Raw genomic sequence first — 16,681 nt, 5'->3', positions numbered from 1 at the left:
ATTTGCGCTGGGCCAACCCTTTGCCGTCATCGTCGCCTGATCCGTCCCGAGCCGCCGAAGCTCGTTCGCGGCTTTGTCGTCTTGCGGGGCTTGAAGCTCGATCCCGACTTGCTGCCGGAGCTGCTCGAGCCGTCGCGGGTGATGCTCCCGCTCGTTGTTTTTTTCTTGCCGAACAGACCGCCCGAGCCCACGCTGCTGCCGGAGTCGGACGTCTTGCCGCGCTTGAAGATCGAGCCCTTCTTGTCCACCGTGAGGGGCGGCGCGACCTTCTGGTCGCTCACCGTCGGAACGCGGTAAGTGCCGGTAGTCGGCGGATACGCCTTCTGGCTGCCGTAGCCGCGATAGCCTCCGTAATACCCGCCTCGCGACGAGTCGAACAGATTGCCGATCAGGCTTGCGAGCAGGTACCCCTCGAGGAACGAGGGGCTGTAGTTCTGCCGGACGTACTCCTTGGAGTCGACCTCGACCAGGCTGTCCTCCGCGTTGTTCGGATCCTTCTGCACATGGATGATCTGATCCGAATACACGAGGAACATATGCTCGGGATCTTCCTTCGACACCTGCTCCGGCTTCTTCTTGGCCGTGAGCGCTGCCGCGACCTCCTGGACCGTCTCCCCTGCCGCGCGGTATACGTACGAGGTCTGGCTGCCGCTGCCGCTGACCGACTCGAGCGGATAGGTCTCCTGCACGTTCACGCTCGGGCCGCACGCGGACAGCAACGTCACGACGAGCGCCAGCATCACGGTCAGGTGAATGGACGAACGCAGCCATCCGCGGCCGGCTCCCCGGCGCGAAGGCCGGCTCATCGTACGCTTCCTCTCAGCCATTCCACGTCCCCGGGCAGCACGCTCTCGCCTTCATACAGCATGAAGCGTCCGTCCTGCCACTCGATCCGCAGCAGCTTGCGCCCGTCGGATTGGAAGCGCCATACGTAAAGCTCGCCCCCCGCCGCAGCGAACGGCGTGCTGCCCGCTTCGACGATGCGCGTGCTGTACTGATCCTCCAAGTGGTAGTCGATGCCGTCCAGCTCGATATGCGCCGGCACCTCGTCCATTGAATCCAGTCGGCCGTCGATCGAGTTGAACAGCGCATAGGACGTGTCGAGACGCTGCTCGATATTCAGATAGCGGACGTCGGCGCCGTCCCGCAGCGTGAGCCACACCTCGTTGCGCGAGGTCGGCTTCGTGCGGCCGGTCACCTGATAGGTAACGAGCGATACTTCGCACACGTCGCCCGGACCCATCGTCAGCACGCTCCGCTCCACCGGAAGCGGCTCGGCCTTTTTCAATATATTCTTAACCCGCTTGAACAGGCTCATCCTCGTGTCCTCCTCCCCGCTGCCTTACAGGCACGAGCCGATAATCAGCGCCCCGACCAGATGCAGGGAACCGGCGATCAGTCCGTGTCCCACGACGCCGTCCCGCACGCCCTCGTCCAAGCGCAGATCTCCGATCTTCCGGAACGCGAGCTCGACGATCCATTCCAGCACGAACAGGATCACGAACGAGATGAACGAGACGAGCAGCGCCTCGCCGAGATCGTCGGACGTCACGATCGATCGCGACAGAATATAGCCCTGCGCCAAGAGCTTCAGCACGAAGCGGATGGCGACCGCCGTATTGCCCCGCTTCATCTCGGCCAGATCCTTGTACTTGGTAAAGTAAGCGTCGATGCCCATGAGTATGAACAGGAGCACCGCGCCTGCCGCCGTCCACAGCAGCGTGCCGATCACGTTTTCAATCGTCAATGAACGTCTCTCCTCCAACTGAATGTGTTACCTTATTTTAGCTTAGTTTGAATTCATGCCGCAACGGCCTTGCGGCCCCCAAGCGTTTAAAAAAAGGACCCCCGCGGGGGGAGTCCTCTTGGCGCCGCCTTAGCTCTCGTACTTTTTCATCAGGGCGGCCAGTTCGTCTTCGACCGCTTTGTCCTTGCCGAGCGCCGCGAATTCGTCGTCCAGCGACTTGCCCTTGGACTGGCTGAGCTCTTCGGTCGCCTCCGCATGGGCTTCCATCTGCCGGACCTTCTCTTCCATCCGGCTGAGACCGGACATCGCGGTGTCGGAGCCGAAGCCCGCCATCGCCTTGTTGATGCCGGCCTGCGCCTTCGCCGCGTTGGCTCTGGCGACCAGCGTCTCGCGCCGGTTCTTCAGCTCGGTGAACTGCTTGCGCATCTCGTCGAGCTTCAGGCGCAGATTGTCCGCCGCCTGCTTGTTCTGCTCGTAGCTGGCTTTGTACTCGCCAACCTTGATCTCTGCAGCCTTCTTTTCTTCGAGCGCGCGGCGGGCCAGGTCGATGTTCTTGGCCTGCGCGGCCATGTTCGCTTGCTCCTCGCGCTTGGCGACGAGCGCCGACTGCTCTTCGTACAGCTGCTTGAAGCGCTTCTCGATCGCGATCTGGGCGGCGACCGCCTTCTCCGCATCCTCGAGATCCTCCGCCATGTCGCGCAGATATTGATCGGTCATCTTGACCGGGTCTTCCGCTTTTTCAATCAGGGAATATACGTTCGACAGCGTGAGATCGCGCAATCGTTTGAAAATAGACATTTACACGAATCCTCCTCTTGTCCGCTTGTTCGCGGCTATGTAGGGTAATACGAAGACGCGGGCCGACCGTTTCAACATATCCCCGATGGCCTCCGAGTATCCGTCCATATAAATATACATCCGGCCCGCCCGCAAAGGCAAAACCGGATGTATGGCGCCTCTGCGCGATCCGTCAGTCCCCGATCTGGTACGGGCGCTTGACGTAGGAAGTATGAAGGCCGTAATCCTCGGAGTCCGTCCAATCGATCTGCACCGATCCGATCCGGGATTCGCTGCCCGGCAGATCGTTCAGCCACAGCGCATCCTCGGGGCAATCCGCCGTGATGAACTTGCCCGCCTCGTCGTCGGGCGACGCATGGAACTTCAGGTACGCCTTGCCGCTCTCAACGGCCAGCACCTCGATGAAGCCCGCATCGTGATTCACCGCAAGACGCGCGCGGCGGCCCAACCCCGCGGTCGTCAGCTTGGCTTGCTCGACGAGTCTGTAAGCCTTGGCCAGCGGTACCGCGAACTGGCAATCGTCGTCGCGGGGACGATCGACGAAAAAGTAATACGGCGTCACGCCTGCCAGCTCCAGCAGCTCCAGCAGCTCTCCGAGCAGTTCGGGCGCGTCGTTGATACCGCCCAGGATCGGCGTGCGGTTCACGATCACGGCTCCGGCGTCGCGGAGGGAGCGCAGCGACCGGGTCGCCTCGGCCGTCATCTCCCTGGGATGATGGACGTGAACCATCAGGTAGATCGGCTTGGCAGGGGTCGAATACTCACGGATGAGCCGCAGCAGTCCCCGATCCTCGGATATGCGTACGGGGTCCATCACCGGCGTGCGCGTGCTGAGACGGATAATGCCCACGTGCGGGATCGCCCGCAGGCTCTCGATCAGCTTGCGCAGCTTCGCCGTAGGGAGACTGAAGCAGTCCCCGCCGGCCAGGATGACCTGCCGGATCTCCGGGTGGGAAGCGATGTATTCGAGCGCGGGCGTCACGCCTTCCTCGGCCTCCGTCTCGGGAAGCATCAGAAAAGCGGATGCCCGGAACTTGTGGCGGTACCCTTGGGCGAGATACTCGGCCTCTTCGTCCGAGGCGCCCCATACCCCCTTGCCGCCGGTCTTCGGCAGCGCAGGGGACAACAGCTTGCGGAGCGGGTCGTCCGCATTGTCCCAGTCGATCAGTTTATGGTAGTACGTATTCGTATTCGTGCAAATCGGAGCGGCAGCGTCATGGTCCACGTTTCTGGCGAATTCCGGCATGGCCAACGTGAATTCCTCCTTCTCCGGTCTAGTGTCGACACGCCCGGAAGGACAGAAAAGACCCTTCTGCAGGAGGCGCGCGCGGTACGCTTAGCCAGACAGAGGGGTCTTGTAGAGACGCCAAAAGACCCGGCGAGGGTCATTCAAGCTTCAATAAATTAGATGGACCCATCCACTGCCTACGAGGTTAGCTGACGGACTCGGGTAAGATGGTACCCTATGATGCCTGACGGCATCAATTCGCCCCGTGAAGATTCGGTTCCCCCGTTTCCCGGCCGATGCCGGGAATTAAGCGTACACTTAGTTTATACCGATTGTCTCGAATCGTCAAACAATCGGCGCCCCATTCGGCCATCAAGGCACAAAATTGGGCGCCGATACCTGTATATGGCACGTGCTGCAAGTCTAATTCTTAGTATTCAAGTCCTTGGTACAGCGGGTATTGGGCGGACAGCTCGCGCACGAGCTTGCGGGCCTCGTCCAGCTTGGATTCGTCCTTGGCATTCTTCAGCGTCAGCGCGATCGCTTGGCCGATCTTCCGCATCGCCGCAGCGTCCATGCCGCGCGAGGTGACGGCCGGGGTGCCGATACGGACGCCGCTCGTGATGAACGGGCTCGTCGGATCGAACGGAATCGCGTTCTTGTTGACGGTGATGCCGACGGAATCCAGAACGTGCTCGGCGTCTTTGCCCGTGATGTTCAGGTTGCGCGTGTCGACGAGCATGAGATGGTTGTCGGTGCCGCCGGAGACGAGGTTAATGCCCTCGGCGGTCAGCGTCTCGGCCAGCGCCTTGGCGTTGGTCACGACGTTCGCCGCGTAGTCCTTGAACGACGGCTGCAGCGCTTCGCCGAGCGCGACGGCCTTGGCCGCGATCGTGTGCATGAGCGGTCCGCCCTGCGTGCCCGGGAAGACGGCCTTGTCGATCGCGGCCGCCCAAGGCTTGGTGCAGAGAATCAGGCCGCCGCGCGGACCGCGCAGCGTCTTGTGCGTGGTCGTCGTGACGAAGTGCGCATGCGGCACCGGGCTCGGATGCTGGCCGCCCGCCACGAGGCCGGCGATGTGAGCCATGTCGACCATGAACAAGGCGCCTACGTCGTTCGCGATCTGACCGAGCACCTCGAAGTCGATGATGCGCGGATAAGCGCTCGCGCCGGCGACGATCATGCGCGGACGGTGCTTGAACGCAGCCTTGCGGACTTCGTCGTAGTTAATGGTGAACGTCTGCTCGTCCACGCCATAGGCAACGAAGTTGTAAAGAATGCCCGATGCGTTGACGGGGCTGCCGTGCGTCAGGTGACCGCCGTGCGCCAGGTTCATGCCGAGCACGGTGTCGCCCGGCTTCAGCGCCGCCAGATAGACGGCGAGGTTGGCCTGCGCGCCGGAGTGCGGCTGGACGTTGGCGTGCTCGGCGCCGAACAGCTCCTTGGCGCGGTTGCGCGCGATTTCTTCAGGAATGTCGACGTACTCGCAGCCGCCGTAGTAACGCTTGCCCGGGTAGCCTTCGGCATACTTGTTGGTCAGCACGGTGCCCATCGCTTCGAGCACGGCCTCGCTGACGATGTTCTCGGAAGCGATCAGCTCCAGGTTGTCGCGTTGGCGGCCGAGCTCCAGGTTAAGGGCTTTGACGATCTCGGGGTCTTGTTTGCGCAGGTTGGCGGTCATGGGTAGTCCTCCTTAGGATTATAGGCATTAGATTTATTATTAAAGGTTCGGTAATTGGCCCGCCTAGCGGCAGATTAACGGCAACGGCCAGCCTCAGTCGCAAGTGCCGGACGGCGGCGCCGCTTCGGGCTGCCGCGCGTATACCGCCCGCTCGCCGCCGATCAGCTTGGGCCGCGAATAGGCCATCGCCACCCGCGCCTCGCCGATCCAGCGGCTGGACGGCCTCACGGGCACGGCAACCGGGCGCAGATGCATGCCGATCAGCGTCTCGCCGATATCCAGGCCCGCGTCGACGGATACCGCCTCGACGAGGCACGGATCGGCCAGCTGGCCGTATGCGTACGCCGCCATGGAGCCTCCGGCCTTGGGGACCGGCACGGCCGATACGATCGTCCAGCCCTTGGCGGCGGCCAGGGCGCGCTCCGTCACGAGCGCGCGGTTCAGATGCTCGCAGCACTGCCACACGGTCTCGAAGCCATGCCGCGCGCGAACGCGGCGGACGCCCTCATAGATCTCCCGGGCGACGGCAGGCGCGCCGGACGTGCCGATGCGGCGTCCCTGCACCTCGCTCGTGCTGACGCCCAGCACGACGATCTGTCCCGCGCCCAGAAGGGCGGCTTCGGCCAGCTCGGACAGCGCCCGCTCGACTTGGCCCGCGACGGGCATCGCTTGGTCTTGGTCAGTCATCGTCGCCTCGCGCCTCCCGGTCCGCTCATGGGTGAAGAGCCTGCTGCTCCTCGAGCGCCTTGACCTTGTTCAGCCGGCCGATATGGCGCGGCCCCTCGGAGAAGGGCGTATCGAGCCAGACGCGGACGATCTCTTCGGCGACGCCCGGACCGACGACGCGCTCTCCCATCGCCAGCACGTTGGTGTCGTTGTGCTCGCGCGTCGCCTTGGCCGAGAACAGATCGTGCACGAGCGCGCAGCGGATGCCCGGCGTCTTGTTGGCCGCGATCGACATGCCGATCCCGGTCCCGCAGATCAGGATTCCCCTGTCCGCTTCGCCGCGGACGACCTTGTCGCATACGGGCACGGCATAATCCGGATAATCCACCGAATCCCCGCAATGGCATCCGAGATCGATAATCTGGTGACCCTGCGCTTCCAGGAACGGGACGATGACGTCCTTGAGACGATAGCCCGCGTGGTCGGCGCCGATAGCGATGATCATGACTGTACCTACCTCCCTTGATTGTCAGATGTATTATACCGAATTTGCCGCAAAAAGACGAAAAAGAGCACGCGTGCTAAAGCACGCTGCTCTCTGCCCAGGCGACCGGCCGACATTCCGGTGCTCCACTGTGGTTAATCCCACTTGTGTCGCCAGTTACACCGGAACTGCAACTTGTAGCTCCATCATATCGAAGGAAAATGCCGAAGTCAATCGCAAAATAGACTATAATAATCCTTAATACGGCTAAGTAAGGAGCTTGCATGAACAATCTGCTGATTACCGGGTACCGCGCGCACGAGCTCGGCATTTTCGGACAAAAACACAAGGGCATTCCTTATATAAGAAAAGCGATCGAGGCCAAGCTCATCCCCTTGATCGAAGAAGGACTCGAGTGGGTCATCACCCCGGGACAGTACGGCGTGGATCTGTGGGCGTGCGAGTCGGTCGTCGCGCTCAAACGGGATTATCCGCATCTGCGGCTGTCGATTCTGACGGCGTTCGAAGGGCAAGAGGAGAAGTGGAGCGAGGACAAGCAGGAGTATTACCGCGGCATTCTGAAGGACGTGGACTATTACGGCGCCGTGAGCAAGCAGCCCTACAGCGGCCCCTGGCAATTCGCCGCGCGGGACGATCTGCTCCTGCGCAAGACGGAGGGCATCATCCTAGTCTACGACGAGGAGGCCGGGGATGCCAGCCCGAAGTTCATGAAGGAGAAGGCGCTCCGCAAGAGCCGCGAGGACGGATATGTCTATCTCTCCGTCAGCTCCGAGGACATCCAGAGCGCCGCGAACGAGGAACAAATCGAGATGGCGGACGGATATGGCGAGGCAGAAAACGACGGGGAAAAGGGTTCCGATTGGAACGAGGAGATTTGAGGCGCGGACAGCGGCGGTCTTCGCATGGCTGATCTGAGCATTCTCATGAATAAAAAGCGCCGCTTGCTCCATGACGGAGCAAGCGGCGCTTTTATTCATGAGAAGAGCAACGACGGCTGGATTCAATCAATCCAAAGCTTGGCGCCCGCCGAACGCCCGCTCGATCGCCTCGCGGATCTCTCTGGCGCAGGCCTCGTACACCGCAAGCGGTCCGCCGTAGGGGTCGGCGATATCCAGGTCCGGCGCGCGGCGCGACAGCTCGGCCAACCGGCGCTTGTCCGCCTCCGGGAACGGCCGGCCCAGCGCCAGCGCCACCTGCCATTCGGCATGCAGGCGGTCCATCTCCCGCAAGTCCGGCAGCAGCGCCTCGCTCTGGCGCGCGTACTCCTTCAAGGTATATGTCTTCCCGGCCGCATGCGGGTAACGCTCCGTGATCGCTCGCTTGTGGGAGGTCGTCATCGTCAGAATGAGATCCGCCCACTCCACGTGCTCCCGGTCGAGCCGCGTCGACGCGCCGGGCAGCCCCACGTTCCCGCGCCTCAGCGTCTCCGCCGCGTTCGCCGAGATCGGCATGCCCGATTGGGCCGACACGCCCGCGGATCTAATCTCCATCGCCGCGCCGGTCCTGGCCGCCCAATCGCGCAGCAGCGCTTCGGCCATCGGACTCCGGCATGTATTCCCGGTGCACACCATCAATATACGCCGCATGATCCTTAGCCTCCTCGTTTGGACGGACGAACGTCCTTCATCTATTTATAGTGAAATAGTTATATCAAAAAAAGCAGGCCGAATGCAAACAAAATAACGCCTCCGAATGCCTCCCCGTACCCGCCGAGCGACTGGCTCACCCTCCGCCCGAGCAGCAGCCCGAGCACGCTCATCGCTCCGCCCACGAAACCGAACATGAGTACTGTGATCATTATATGCGCCGAAAACATGCCGAGCGATACCCCGACCGAAAAAGCGTCGATGCTCACGCTGAGCGCGAACACGAGCATGCCCCAGAACGTCCGGTGGTCGAACGAGGCTACGGATTCCCCCCGTATCGCGCTGTATATCATATGTCCGCCCAGCAGCAGCAACAGCGCGCCGGCCGCCGATGTAGCGACCCCGCCCAGCAGTCCGCTGACATAATGCCCCGTCAGTATGCCGCCGAGAGGCATCAGCACGTGGAACAAGGCGATCAACGCGCTCAGCTTGAGCACGTCCAACTTGCGGACTCCCTTCAGCCCGATGCCGATGCCCAGCGAGAAGGCGTCCATCCCGAGCGCTATCGCCATAATCCCGATCGTAATCAAATGTCCTGCCGCCGCAGACCATTCCATGCTTCAGCCCCCTTGTCCCGCTTGCCCGATATGTGAGCATATGCGGACAAGGCCGCGATCATGACCTGGCAGGGAGGTGGAGCGTCCCGGCTAGAAGCAAGGCAGGCGTCGTAAAGGCGGTGCGAGCGGGAACGACAGTATGAGGACGTCGGGCGATGCGTGTTGCAGGAGCCGGGCTCGGCGATGCGGCGAGCTCGGTGCGGAGACGAGCGAGGGGCGGAGGCGAGCGAGGGGCGGAGGCGAGCGAGGGGCGGAGGCGAGCGAGGGGCGCTGTATGCACAATTATTGTGCATCTGCGGGCGGGGAGGTGAGTTGGTGCCGGGCGAGGTATGCTGTATGCACAATTATTGTGCATCTGCGGGCGGGGAGGTGAGTTGGTGCCGGGCGAGGAGCGCTCCATGCACAATTATTGTGCATCTGCGGGCGGGGAGGTGAGTTGGTGCCGGGCGAGGTATGCTGTATGCACAATAATTGTGCATCTGCGGGCGGGGAGGTGAGTTGGTGCCGGGCGAGGTATGCTGTATGCACAATTATTGTGCATCTACGGACGGGGAGGTGAGTTGGTGGAGAGCTCGGGGTGCTGTATGCACCATTATGGTGCAACTGCGGGCGGTGAGGCGCGTTGATGGATAGATCGGGACGCTGTATGCACCATAATGGTGCAACTGCTGGCGGTGAAACGCGCTGATGGGGGACTCGGGGCGCTGTATGCACTATTATGGTGCATCTGCGGGCGGTGAGGTGCGTTGATGGAGAGCTCGGGGTGCTGTATGCACCATTACGGTGCAACTGCGGGCGGTGAGGCGCGTTGATGGAAAGATCGGGACGCTGTATGCACCATTATGGTGCATCTGGCGTGTGGTCAGGCGCATTGGAGGCGCGCTCGGGGCGCTGTATGCACTATTATGGTGCATCTGCGCGCGGCGAGGCGCGTTGGTGCTGGGCCAAGCGCCGAATGCCGCAGCGGCTAGATGCGCGACGGAGCGGTCAGACCGGCAAGGCGCGGCCGCCGGCCGCCTTGCGCATGCGGTTCATGAGCGCAGCCCCGATGCCTTCCTCCGGGAAGGCCTCGGCCGCGATGAACCGCAGGCCGCGCGCGTCGCATTCGCGCAGCGCCGCGTACAGCGCCTGCGCGGCGGCCTCCGGCGCCGCGCGCGGGCCCAGCGCGATGACGGCGTCCGCGCTGTAAGTCCCGGCGTGCTCGTCGCAGCACAGCACGCCGGCAGGCTCTCCCCGCCGTCGCGCCGCGTCGACGGCGGCCTGCACGGCGGCGCGCACCGCTTCCGGCGCGCCGGAGGCGATCGCCATTACGCCCATAGGCGCGTAATGCGCGTACTTCACGCCGGGCGAGCGCGGCGCGCCCGCGGCATCCGCTGCCGCCGAGCCGTTCCCGGCGGCGGCCCCTTCAACAGCGCCGTCGCCAGCGGCGCTGCCCTCCACCCGCGCACCCTCGGCGCCCGTGGCACCGGCACTCCTCTCCACCGGCGCACCCTCGGTGCTCGCGGCACCGGCGCTGCCTCCCGTCGGCTCGCCCTCGGCGCCGGCGGCCAAGATGCGCGCGGCCCCGCCGACCGCCGCCCGCAGCTGCTCGGCCGTCACGCCGCCCGGCCGCAGGATATGCACGTCGCCCCCGAGCACGCGGACGACCGTAGACTCCACGCCGACGCCGGTAGGACCGCCGTCCAGCACGCCGTCGATGCGCCCGTCGAGGTCGTCGCGCACATGGCTGGCCAGCGTCGGGCTCGGCCGCCCCGAGCGGTTCGCGCTGGGAGCGGCGACCGGACAGCCGGCGGCCGCGATCAGCCGCCGCGCCGTCTCATGCGCCGGCACGCGCACCGCCACCGTGTCGAGCCCCGCGGTGACGCGGGATGCGACTGCGCCCTCGCGCACGGGAAGCACCAGCGTCAGCGGCCCCGGCCAGAAGGCCGCCATCAGCTCCCGCTCGAGCGGCGACACCCGGGCAGCCAGCGCCTCCACATCCGACGCGTCTGCCAGATGCACGATCAGCGGGTTGTCCGACGGCCTTCCCTTGGCCGCGAAGATCCGCTCCGCTGCCGCTTCGCTGCGCGCGTCCGCCCCGAGACCGTACACGGTCTCGGTCGGAAACGCCACGACGCCGCCGGCGGCGAGCGCCGCGGCGGCTTCGTTCAAGCCGGCATCCCCGTCCGCCGGCGTCCAATATCTCGTATTCGTCGTCATGTCTGTCCGTCCCTCGCGTTCCTCAAGTTAGGACGATTATATCACAGCGCTCAAGCGAACAACGATCCGATGAAGCTGAACAGCTTCTCGAGCAGCACCCAGAGGAAGAACTCGGCCTTCGGTTTCTCGGCGGGCGCGGACGCCATGATGACGTCCTTATCATCCGCCGCGCCTTGCGATACAGCCTGGACCGCGGTTGCCTTGCCTTTCACGGAAGCTGCCTTATCCTGATCTTTCGTGACTTTGTCCTGCGCAGCCTTGTCTCGGCCCTGCGCTCCTTCGTCCTTACCTTGCGCAGCCTTCGCCTTCTCTGTCGCGGCGGCCTTGGCCGGCTCCTTCGCCGAGGCGTCGTCCGTCTTCGTCGAGGCCGCGAGGCACAACGGCGGGAACAAGACGCACCACCAGTTCGCGCCGCCGCCCTTTCCGAGCGTGATGCGAAGCGCTTCGTACTCGCCCGCGGGATATTCGCTGCCCTCGAACGTTTTCGCGGGGAAGTCCACGACGGCCAGCTCCGTCTTTTCGCCGTAACCCGCCTTGGAACGTTTCAGCGAAGCTTCCGCCGCCTGCTCGACTTCGGACAACCTCGAACGGATCAGCGCGCGCGCTTCTTCAATCTTCGGGGGCATCTCGCCCCAAGACTCGATCACGGCGGCGACGTCGTCCCGCACCTGGCGCTTGACGGCTTGATCTCGTTCGCTGTCGGAGTTCGCGATGATTCGGATGCGGATCGCTTGGTTCGGTATCGTATCGTCGCCTTCGGCATCCGCCGAGGCACGGTTCACTGCCAACGTAGAAAATCCCGACAGACCGATAAGAAGAAGAAAAAGAAAAGGACCATAATGACGAATACCGCGCATCGTTCTCGCTCCTTGTGCGCACCCGTCGGTGCGGCCGATGCGTTCCGGAACGGCTTAGTCCTCATTATGTCCTTCTCCCGAATCTGTAAACCTAGCAATCTATATTTTTCGCAAACCCCGAATCGCGAGCACATGACGGTCGATGCCGGCGTAGTCGCGCACGATCCGCACCTCGTCCCAGGCATTCGCCTGCCGCAAGAGCTCGGCCGCCTGCTCCGCCTGATGGATGCCGACCTCCCAGGCCACCATCTTCGGCATCTCGTCCAGCCCTGCGAGCTGCGCGGCCATCCGGCGGTACGGAGCGAGGCCGTCCGGTCCGCCGTCCAGCGCCAGCCTCGGCTCGTGCTCCCGAACCTCGGGCTGCAGCCCGGCCAAGTCGCCGGAGGGAATATACGGAGGGTTGGAGACGAGGATATCGATCCGTTCCCCCGCATGATCGCCGCCCGGCAAGAAGGGCGCCAACAGGTCTCCCTGCACGAACCGGATCTGCGCGCCGAGCGCGGCGGCATTGCCGGCAGCCACGGTCAGCGCATCCGGCGACAGGTCGCTGGCGGTAACGCGCCACTGCGGACGCTCCAGCTTCAGCGTGACGGCTAGCGCGCCGCTGCCGGTCCCGACGTCGAGCAAGCGCAGCGCGCCGGCACCGGAGGCACCTTGCTCCGCGAGCTCGCCCGCCGCGAGCGCCCCCTTCGCGACGCGTTCTGCCGAACCGGCACCGCCGCCAAGCGCCTGCGCCGCGACGATCTCCGCCGCGCCTGCGAGCACCGCCTCGGCGAGCAGCTCCGTCTCCGGCCGCGGGATGAGCACGGCCGGCGTCACCGCGAACCGGCGCCCGTAGAAATATTGCTCGCCGGTCACGTATTGGGCGGGCTCGCCCGCCGCCCTGCGCGCCAGCATCGCCTCCCAAGCCGGTCGCTTGTCCTCCGGGAACGGCTCCCGCAGGTCGCGCAGCAGCTCGGCCTTGCCGGTCCCCAGCGCATGCAGGAACAGCAGCTCGGCGCCGGCCTCCGCCTCGGCGCCGTCGATGCCCGCCTCGGCCAACCGCCGAGCTCCGGCCTTCCATACTTCCCCGTACGTCCGACCTCGCTCCATGCCTTCTTCCCCCTACCGTTTAGATCCTTGCTCCGCGCTTGGATACATCGCCATATGGTACCACAAGCGGCGTTCCGGATACTAGGACGCGGACCGGGGAGCCTCGTCGCTGCGAGCCGCGGCGTCGCGCCCGATCTTGAACCAGGAGAGCAGACCGCCGGCGGCCAGCACGCCCCCGAGAGCCAGGAAGCCGATCCGAGTCCCTTCCGCCGCGGAGCCGGCATGGCCGAGGAGCGCGCCCATCAGCACGACGCCCAGCGTCGCCCCGAGCTGCCGCGCGGCGTTCAGCGCGCCGGAGGCGGTACCGGCCGATTCCCGCGGCACGGCGGCCATCACGGCGGCCATCAGGGAAGGGACGGCGAACGACGTGCCGAAGCCGACGAGCAGCAGGCCGATCATCGGATAAAAGTAGCCGGGCGCTGCGGACGCGTACGCCGTCGTCAACACGCCCGCCGCGCACAGCGCGAAGCCCCCGGTCAACGGCTTCCGCGCGCCGGCGCGTCCGACGAGGCGCCCCGTCCATATCGGGTTGAACGCGAGCGGGATCGTCATCGGCAGCATGGCGAGGCCCGCCGCATGCGCGGAATAGCCCCGCGCTTCCTGAAAAAAGAGCGGAACCGCGAACAGGACGCCGGACAGGCCTACATTGACCAGCAGGCCGGACACCATGCCGGCCGACACGGCGGGGATCGCGAGCATGCGCAGCGGCAGGAGCGGCGCCTTGCTTCTGGATTCGGCGAAGATGAAGCCGGCTGCGGCCAGCGCGAATATGCCGAACGCGACGAGCACGATAGTCGACGTCCAACCGCGCGTCTGGCCTTCCGTCAAGGCGTAAGCGAGCGAGGCGATCGCCGCGATGCCGGTCAACTGCCCCGCGGGATCGAGACCGCGCCGGCGGCGTTCGGCTCCAGCGCCGGCGAGTTTAGTAACGGCAACCAGGCTGACGACGGCGAGCGGTACGTTGATTAAGAAGATGAATCTCCAGCCCGGTCCGTCCGCGAGCAAGCCGCCGGCGACCGGACCGATCGCCATCGCGGCGCCGGTGGTCGCCGCCCAGATGCCCAGCGCGCGAGCGCGGGCGGCGGGCTCGGGATACGCTTGCGTCAGCAGCGCGAGCGAGGCGGGCAGCAGCGCCGCCCCGCCGACGCCGAGCAAGGCGCGCAGTCCGATCAGCGCGCCGAGCGAGGGCGCCGCTGCGCACAAGCCCGATGCCGCGAGGAACACGGCCAGCCCCGCTGTATAGACCCGCTTCGCTCCCAGCCTGTCGGCGAGCGCGCCCATAGACAGCAGCAATCCCGCGAATACGATCGTATACGCGTTGGACACCCATTGCATGCCGGACAGGCCCCCGCCCAGCTCCTCGCGGATGGCGGGCAGCGCCACGCCGAGCACCGTCGTGTCCATCAGCACCATAAAGTAGCCAAGCGACAGCCCGAGCAGCAGCGCGGCTCTTGCCGCCCCGCTGTTGCGCCGCGGGCGAATTTGCGCGATTGTTTCCATTTCAACATTCTCCTTCCTTCTGCCGGAGCGGCGCGTTCGCCTTCCGTATCCCGGTCAGTTTATAATGAGGCTGACGCTGGCGTAAGCGGAGCGTTTATCCCGGGAGAGACGCTCCCCGGGTAGAGGCGAACGGAAGGGAAAGTGAACGAAGCGATGGAACCTGCGAACGATCAGCGACAGCGGCAGCGGGAGCTCGCGCTGTTCTTGAAGACGCGGCGCGAACGGCTCGGGCCCGAGCAAGTCGGCTTGCCCCGCGGGGGGAGACGGCGCACGCCGGGCCTGCGTCGAGAGGAAGTCGCGATGCTGGCCGGCGTCAGCGCGGATTGGTACACCTGGCTGGAGCAGGCGCGAGACATCCAGGTCTCGGCCCAGGTGCTCGACGGCATCGCCGCCGCGCTGCGCCTCGACGCGGTCGAACGCAGGCACCTGTATCTCCTCGCGCTGCGGCAGCTGCCGGCCGATCCGCAGCCGACGGACGGCGCGGTGCCGCGGACGCTGCGGCTGTTCCTCGAGCGGCAGATGCCTTGCCCGGCCATCGCGACCGATCAACGGATGGACGTCGTCGCCTGGAACCGGATGGCTGGCTTGATCTATGGGGACTACGACGCGATGTCGCCACGGGAGCGCAATACCGTGTGGCGGACGTTCACCTCGCAGGCGATGCGCGAACTGCTCCGGGACGGTTGGGAACGGCATGCCCGGCATCGGCTCGCCCAGTTCCGCGCGGGCTACGCCAGATTCGCCGGCGACCCGTGGTGGATGGCGATGATCGAGGATCTGGCGCTAGAGAGTCCGGAGTTCGGGGCCTGGTGGCCGGCGCACGACGTGCTCGACGGACCCGAAGGCACGAAGCGCAACTATCATCCCGAAGCGGGACTGCTCGTCTTCGAGCAGGTCTCCCTGATCGTATCCGACGCGCCGCATCTGACGGTAACCGTCAATATGCCGTCCGCGGAAGGGGATACCTCCGCCAAGCTCGCGCAATTGCTGCGGGACGCAAAATAAGCCCATTGCGCCCCGAAGGGACGAATGGGCTTGAAGCCGATACGCATGAGAAAAACTTTTAAGCCATGCCTTCCTTCTCCAGCAGATCCGCTTGCTCCGCGATCGACAGCGCATGCACGATGTCGTTCATCTCGCCGTTCAGCACGGAGTCGAGCTTGTGCAGCGTGAGGCCGATGCGGTGATCGGTGACGCGGCTCTGCGGGAAGTTGTACGTGCGGATGCGCTCGCTGCGGTCGCCGGTGCCGACCTTCTCGCGGCGCTCGCCCGCATACTTGGCCGTCTCCTCCTGGATCCTGATATCCATGATCCGGGTGCGCAGCACCTGGAGGGCCTTGGCCTTGTTGTCGTTCTGGGACTTGCCGTCCTGGCAGGTCGCGATGATGCCGGTCGGGATATGCGTCACGCGCACGGCGGACTTGGTCGTGTTGACCGACTGGCCGCCCGCGCCGCTCGAGCAGAACGTGTCGACGCGAATGTCTTTATCCGAGATCTCGATGTCCACCTCTTCGGCCTCCGGCATGACGACGACGGTCGAGGTCGACGTATGAATGCGACCGCCGGACTCCGTCTCGGGCACGCGCTGCACGCGGTGGGCGCCGCTCTCGAACTTCATCTTGCTGTAAGCGCCCTGGCCGTTGATCGTAAAGATGACTTCCTTGAAGCCGCCGAGGTCGCTCACGCTCGCCTCGAGCAGCTCGGTGCGCCAGCCCTGGCTGTCGGCGTACTTCGCGTACATGCGGTACAGCTCGGCGGCGAACAAGTTCGCCTCCTCGCCGCCGGCCGCGCCGCGGATCTCGACGATGACGTTCTTGTCGTCGTTGGGATCCTTCGGCAGCAGCAGGACGCGCACGCGTTCCTCCAGTTCCTCTTTGCGGGCGGCGAGCTCCTCGATCTCCATTTTGACCATGGCCTTCATCTCGTCGTCCAGCTTGTCCTCGAGCATCGCCTTGGCGTCGGACAGCTGCTCCGATACTTGCTTATATTCCACATAGGCCTCAAAAGGCTCCTGCAGGTCCGATTGTTCCTTCGCATACGCGCGCAGACGGGCGGAGTCGTTCACCACGTCAGGGTCGCACAATAACTCGCTCAGCTTCTCGTATCGGTCCGCCAGTGCCTGCAATCGATCCAGCACTTTAACCAACCTCCGGTAATCATAATCGTTGTCACTCCATTATATCATACCGTTGCAAGTGCCGGCGC

17 protein-coding genes and 2 riboswitches are annotated in these 16,681 nt (G+C 64.6%); of the genes, 2 read left to right on the top strand and 15 right to left on the bottom strand.

Annotation, left to right across the window (positions count from 1 at the left end):
- Positions 1–26: 26 nt before the first annotated feature.
- The 8 genes from PQG80_RS17285 to rpiB form a co-directional block, all read right to left on the bottom strand.
- Positions 27–806 carry a DUF4247 domain-containing protein gene (locus PQG80_RS17285; protein ID WP_271752676.1) on the bottom strand — a complete coding sequence of 260 codons (780 nt, stop codon included), beginning with the start codon at positions 804–806 and terminating at the stop codon, positions 27–29.
- Positions 803–1,318 (bottom strand): DUF4178 domain-containing protein, encoded by a 516-nt coding sequence (locus tag PQG80_RS17280; RefSeq protein WP_271752675.1) that lies wholly within the window; start codon positions 1,316–1,318, stop codon positions 803–805. The genes PQG80_RS17285 and PQG80_RS17280 overlap by 4 nt, the downstream gene beginning before the upstream one ends.
- 24 nt (positions 1,319–1,342) lie before the next feature.
- Entirely contained in the window at positions 1,343–1,747 is a 405-nt protein-coding gene (locus tag PQG80_RS17275; RefSeq protein ID WP_271752674.1) for a DUF350 domain-containing protein, read from the bottom strand.
- 129 nt (positions 1,748–1,876) lie between these two features.
- Positions 1,877–2,545 carry a PspA/IM30 family protein gene (locus PQG80_RS17270; RefSeq protein WP_271752673.1) on the bottom strand — a complete coding sequence of 223 codons (669 nt, stop codon included), beginning with the start codon at positions 2,543–2,545 and terminating at the stop codon, positions 1,877–1,879.
- Between the two features lie 172 nt (positions 2,546–2,717).
- Positions 2,718–3,791 (bottom strand): KamA family radical SAM protein, encoded by a 1,074-nt coding sequence (locus PQG80_RS17265; protein WP_432432766.1) that lies wholly within the window; start codon positions 3,789–3,791, stop codon positions 2,718–2,720.
- A gap of 163 nt (positions 3,792–3,954) precedes the next feature.
- Positions 3,955–4,096, bottom strand: a riboswitch (cyclic di-AMP (ydaO/yuaA leader).
- A 107-nt stretch (positions 4,097–4,203) separates the two neighbouring features.
- Positions 4,204–5,454 carry a serine hydroxymethyltransferase gene (glyA, locus tag PQG80_RS17260; RefSeq protein WP_271752671.1) on the bottom strand — a complete coding sequence of 417 codons (1,251 nt, stop codon included), beginning with the start codon at positions 5,452–5,454 and terminating at the stop codon, positions 4,204–4,206.
- 93 nt (positions 5,455–5,547) lie between these two features.
- A complete protein-coding gene (locus PQG80_RS17255) occupies positions 5,548–6,141 on the bottom strand; it encodes a TIGR01440 family protein (protein ID WP_271752670.1) in 594 nt (197 codons plus the stop codon).
- 25 nt (positions 6,142–6,166) lie between these two features.
- Positions 6,167–6,625: a ribose 5-phosphate isomerase B gene (rpiB, locus tag PQG80_RS17250; RefSeq protein ID WP_271752669.1), complete on the bottom strand. Its 459-nt coding sequence runs from the start codon at positions 6,623–6,625 to the stop codon at positions 6,167–6,169.
- Positions 6,626–6,713: 88 nt separating this feature from the next.
- Positions 6,714–6,795, bottom strand: a riboswitch (ZMP/ZTP riboswitch).
- 93 nt (positions 6,796–6,888) lie between these two features.
- Between rpiB and PQG80_RS17245 the strand changes: the two genes are divergently transcribed.
- Positions 6,889–7,503, top strand: a complete 615-nt coding sequence (locus tag PQG80_RS17245; RefSeq protein ID WP_271752668.1) for an SLOG family protein — start codon at positions 6,889–6,891, stop codon at positions 7,501–7,503.
- Positions 7,504–7,629: 126 nt separating this feature from the next.
- On the opposite strand, the gene PQG80_RS17240 is transcribed toward PQG80_RS17245, so the two are convergent.
- From PQG80_RS17240 to PQG80_RS17215, 6 genes are all read right to left on the bottom strand, one after another.
- Positions 7,630–8,211 carry a low molecular weight protein arginine phosphatase gene (locus PQG80_RS17240; protein WP_271752667.1) on the bottom strand — a complete coding sequence of 194 codons (582 nt, stop codon included), beginning with the start codon at positions 8,209–8,211 and terminating at the stop codon, positions 7,630–7,632.
- 59 nt (positions 8,212–8,270) lie between these two features.
- On the bottom strand, positions 8,271–8,828 hold the full coding sequence (locus PQG80_RS17235) for a manganese efflux pump MntP (protein ID WP_271752666.1): 558 nt from the start codon (positions 8,826–8,828) through the stop codon (positions 8,271–8,273).
- 987 nt (positions 8,829–9,815) lie between these two features.
- Complete coding sequence (locus PQG80_RS17230; protein ID WP_271752665.1) at positions 9,816–11,027, bottom strand: L-threonylcarbamoyladenylate synthase; 1,212 nt, start codon at positions 11,025–11,027, stop codon at positions 9,816–9,818.
- Positions 11,028–11,077: 50 nt separating this feature from the next.
- On the bottom strand, positions 11,078–11,884 hold the full coding sequence (gene spoIIR / locus PQG80_RS17225) for a stage II sporulation protein R (RefSeq protein ID WP_271752664.1): 807 nt from the start codon (positions 11,882–11,884) through the stop codon (positions 11,078–11,080).
- Positions 11,885–11,983: 99 nt separating this feature from the next.
- Positions 11,984–12,976: a peptide chain release factor N(5)-glutamine methyltransferase gene (prmC, locus tag PQG80_RS17220; RefSeq protein ID WP_271752663.1), complete on the bottom strand. Its 993-nt coding sequence runs from the start codon at positions 12,974–12,976 to the stop codon at positions 11,984–11,986.
- Between the two features lie 81 nt (positions 12,977–13,057).
- The gene (locus tag PQG80_RS17215; RefSeq protein WP_271752662.1) at positions 13,058–14,476 is read right to left on the bottom strand and encodes an MFS transporter; all 1,419 of its coding nucleotides are present in this window, start codon (positions 14,474–14,476) and stop codon (positions 13,058–13,060) included.
- A 141-nt stretch (positions 14,477–14,617) separates the two neighbouring features.
- On the opposite strand from PQG80_RS17215, the gene PQG80_RS17210 reads away from it, so the two are divergent.
- On the top strand, positions 14,618–15,481 hold the full coding sequence (locus PQG80_RS17210) for a helix-turn-helix transcriptional regulator (protein ID WP_432432764.1): 864 nt from the start codon (positions 14,618–14,620) through the stop codon (positions 15,479–15,481).
- Between the two features lie 58 nt (positions 15,482–15,539).
- On the opposite strand, the gene prfA is transcribed toward PQG80_RS17210, so the two are convergent.
- Positions 15,540–16,613, bottom strand: coding sequence for a peptide chain release factor 1 (gene prfA, locus PQG80_RS17205; protein WP_271752661.1), 1,074 nt, complete (start codon positions 16,611–16,613; stop codon positions 15,540–15,542).
- Positions 16,614–16,681 lie beyond the last annotated feature (68 nt).

The sequence above is a fragment of the Cohnella rhizoplanae genome (genome assembly GCF_948329515.1).
GTDB classification, from domain to species: Bacteria; Bacillota; Bacilli; order Paenibacillales; family Paenibacillaceae; genus Cohnella; species Cohnella rhizoplanae.
This window is presented reverse-complemented; position numbering and strand designations above follow the sequence as displayed.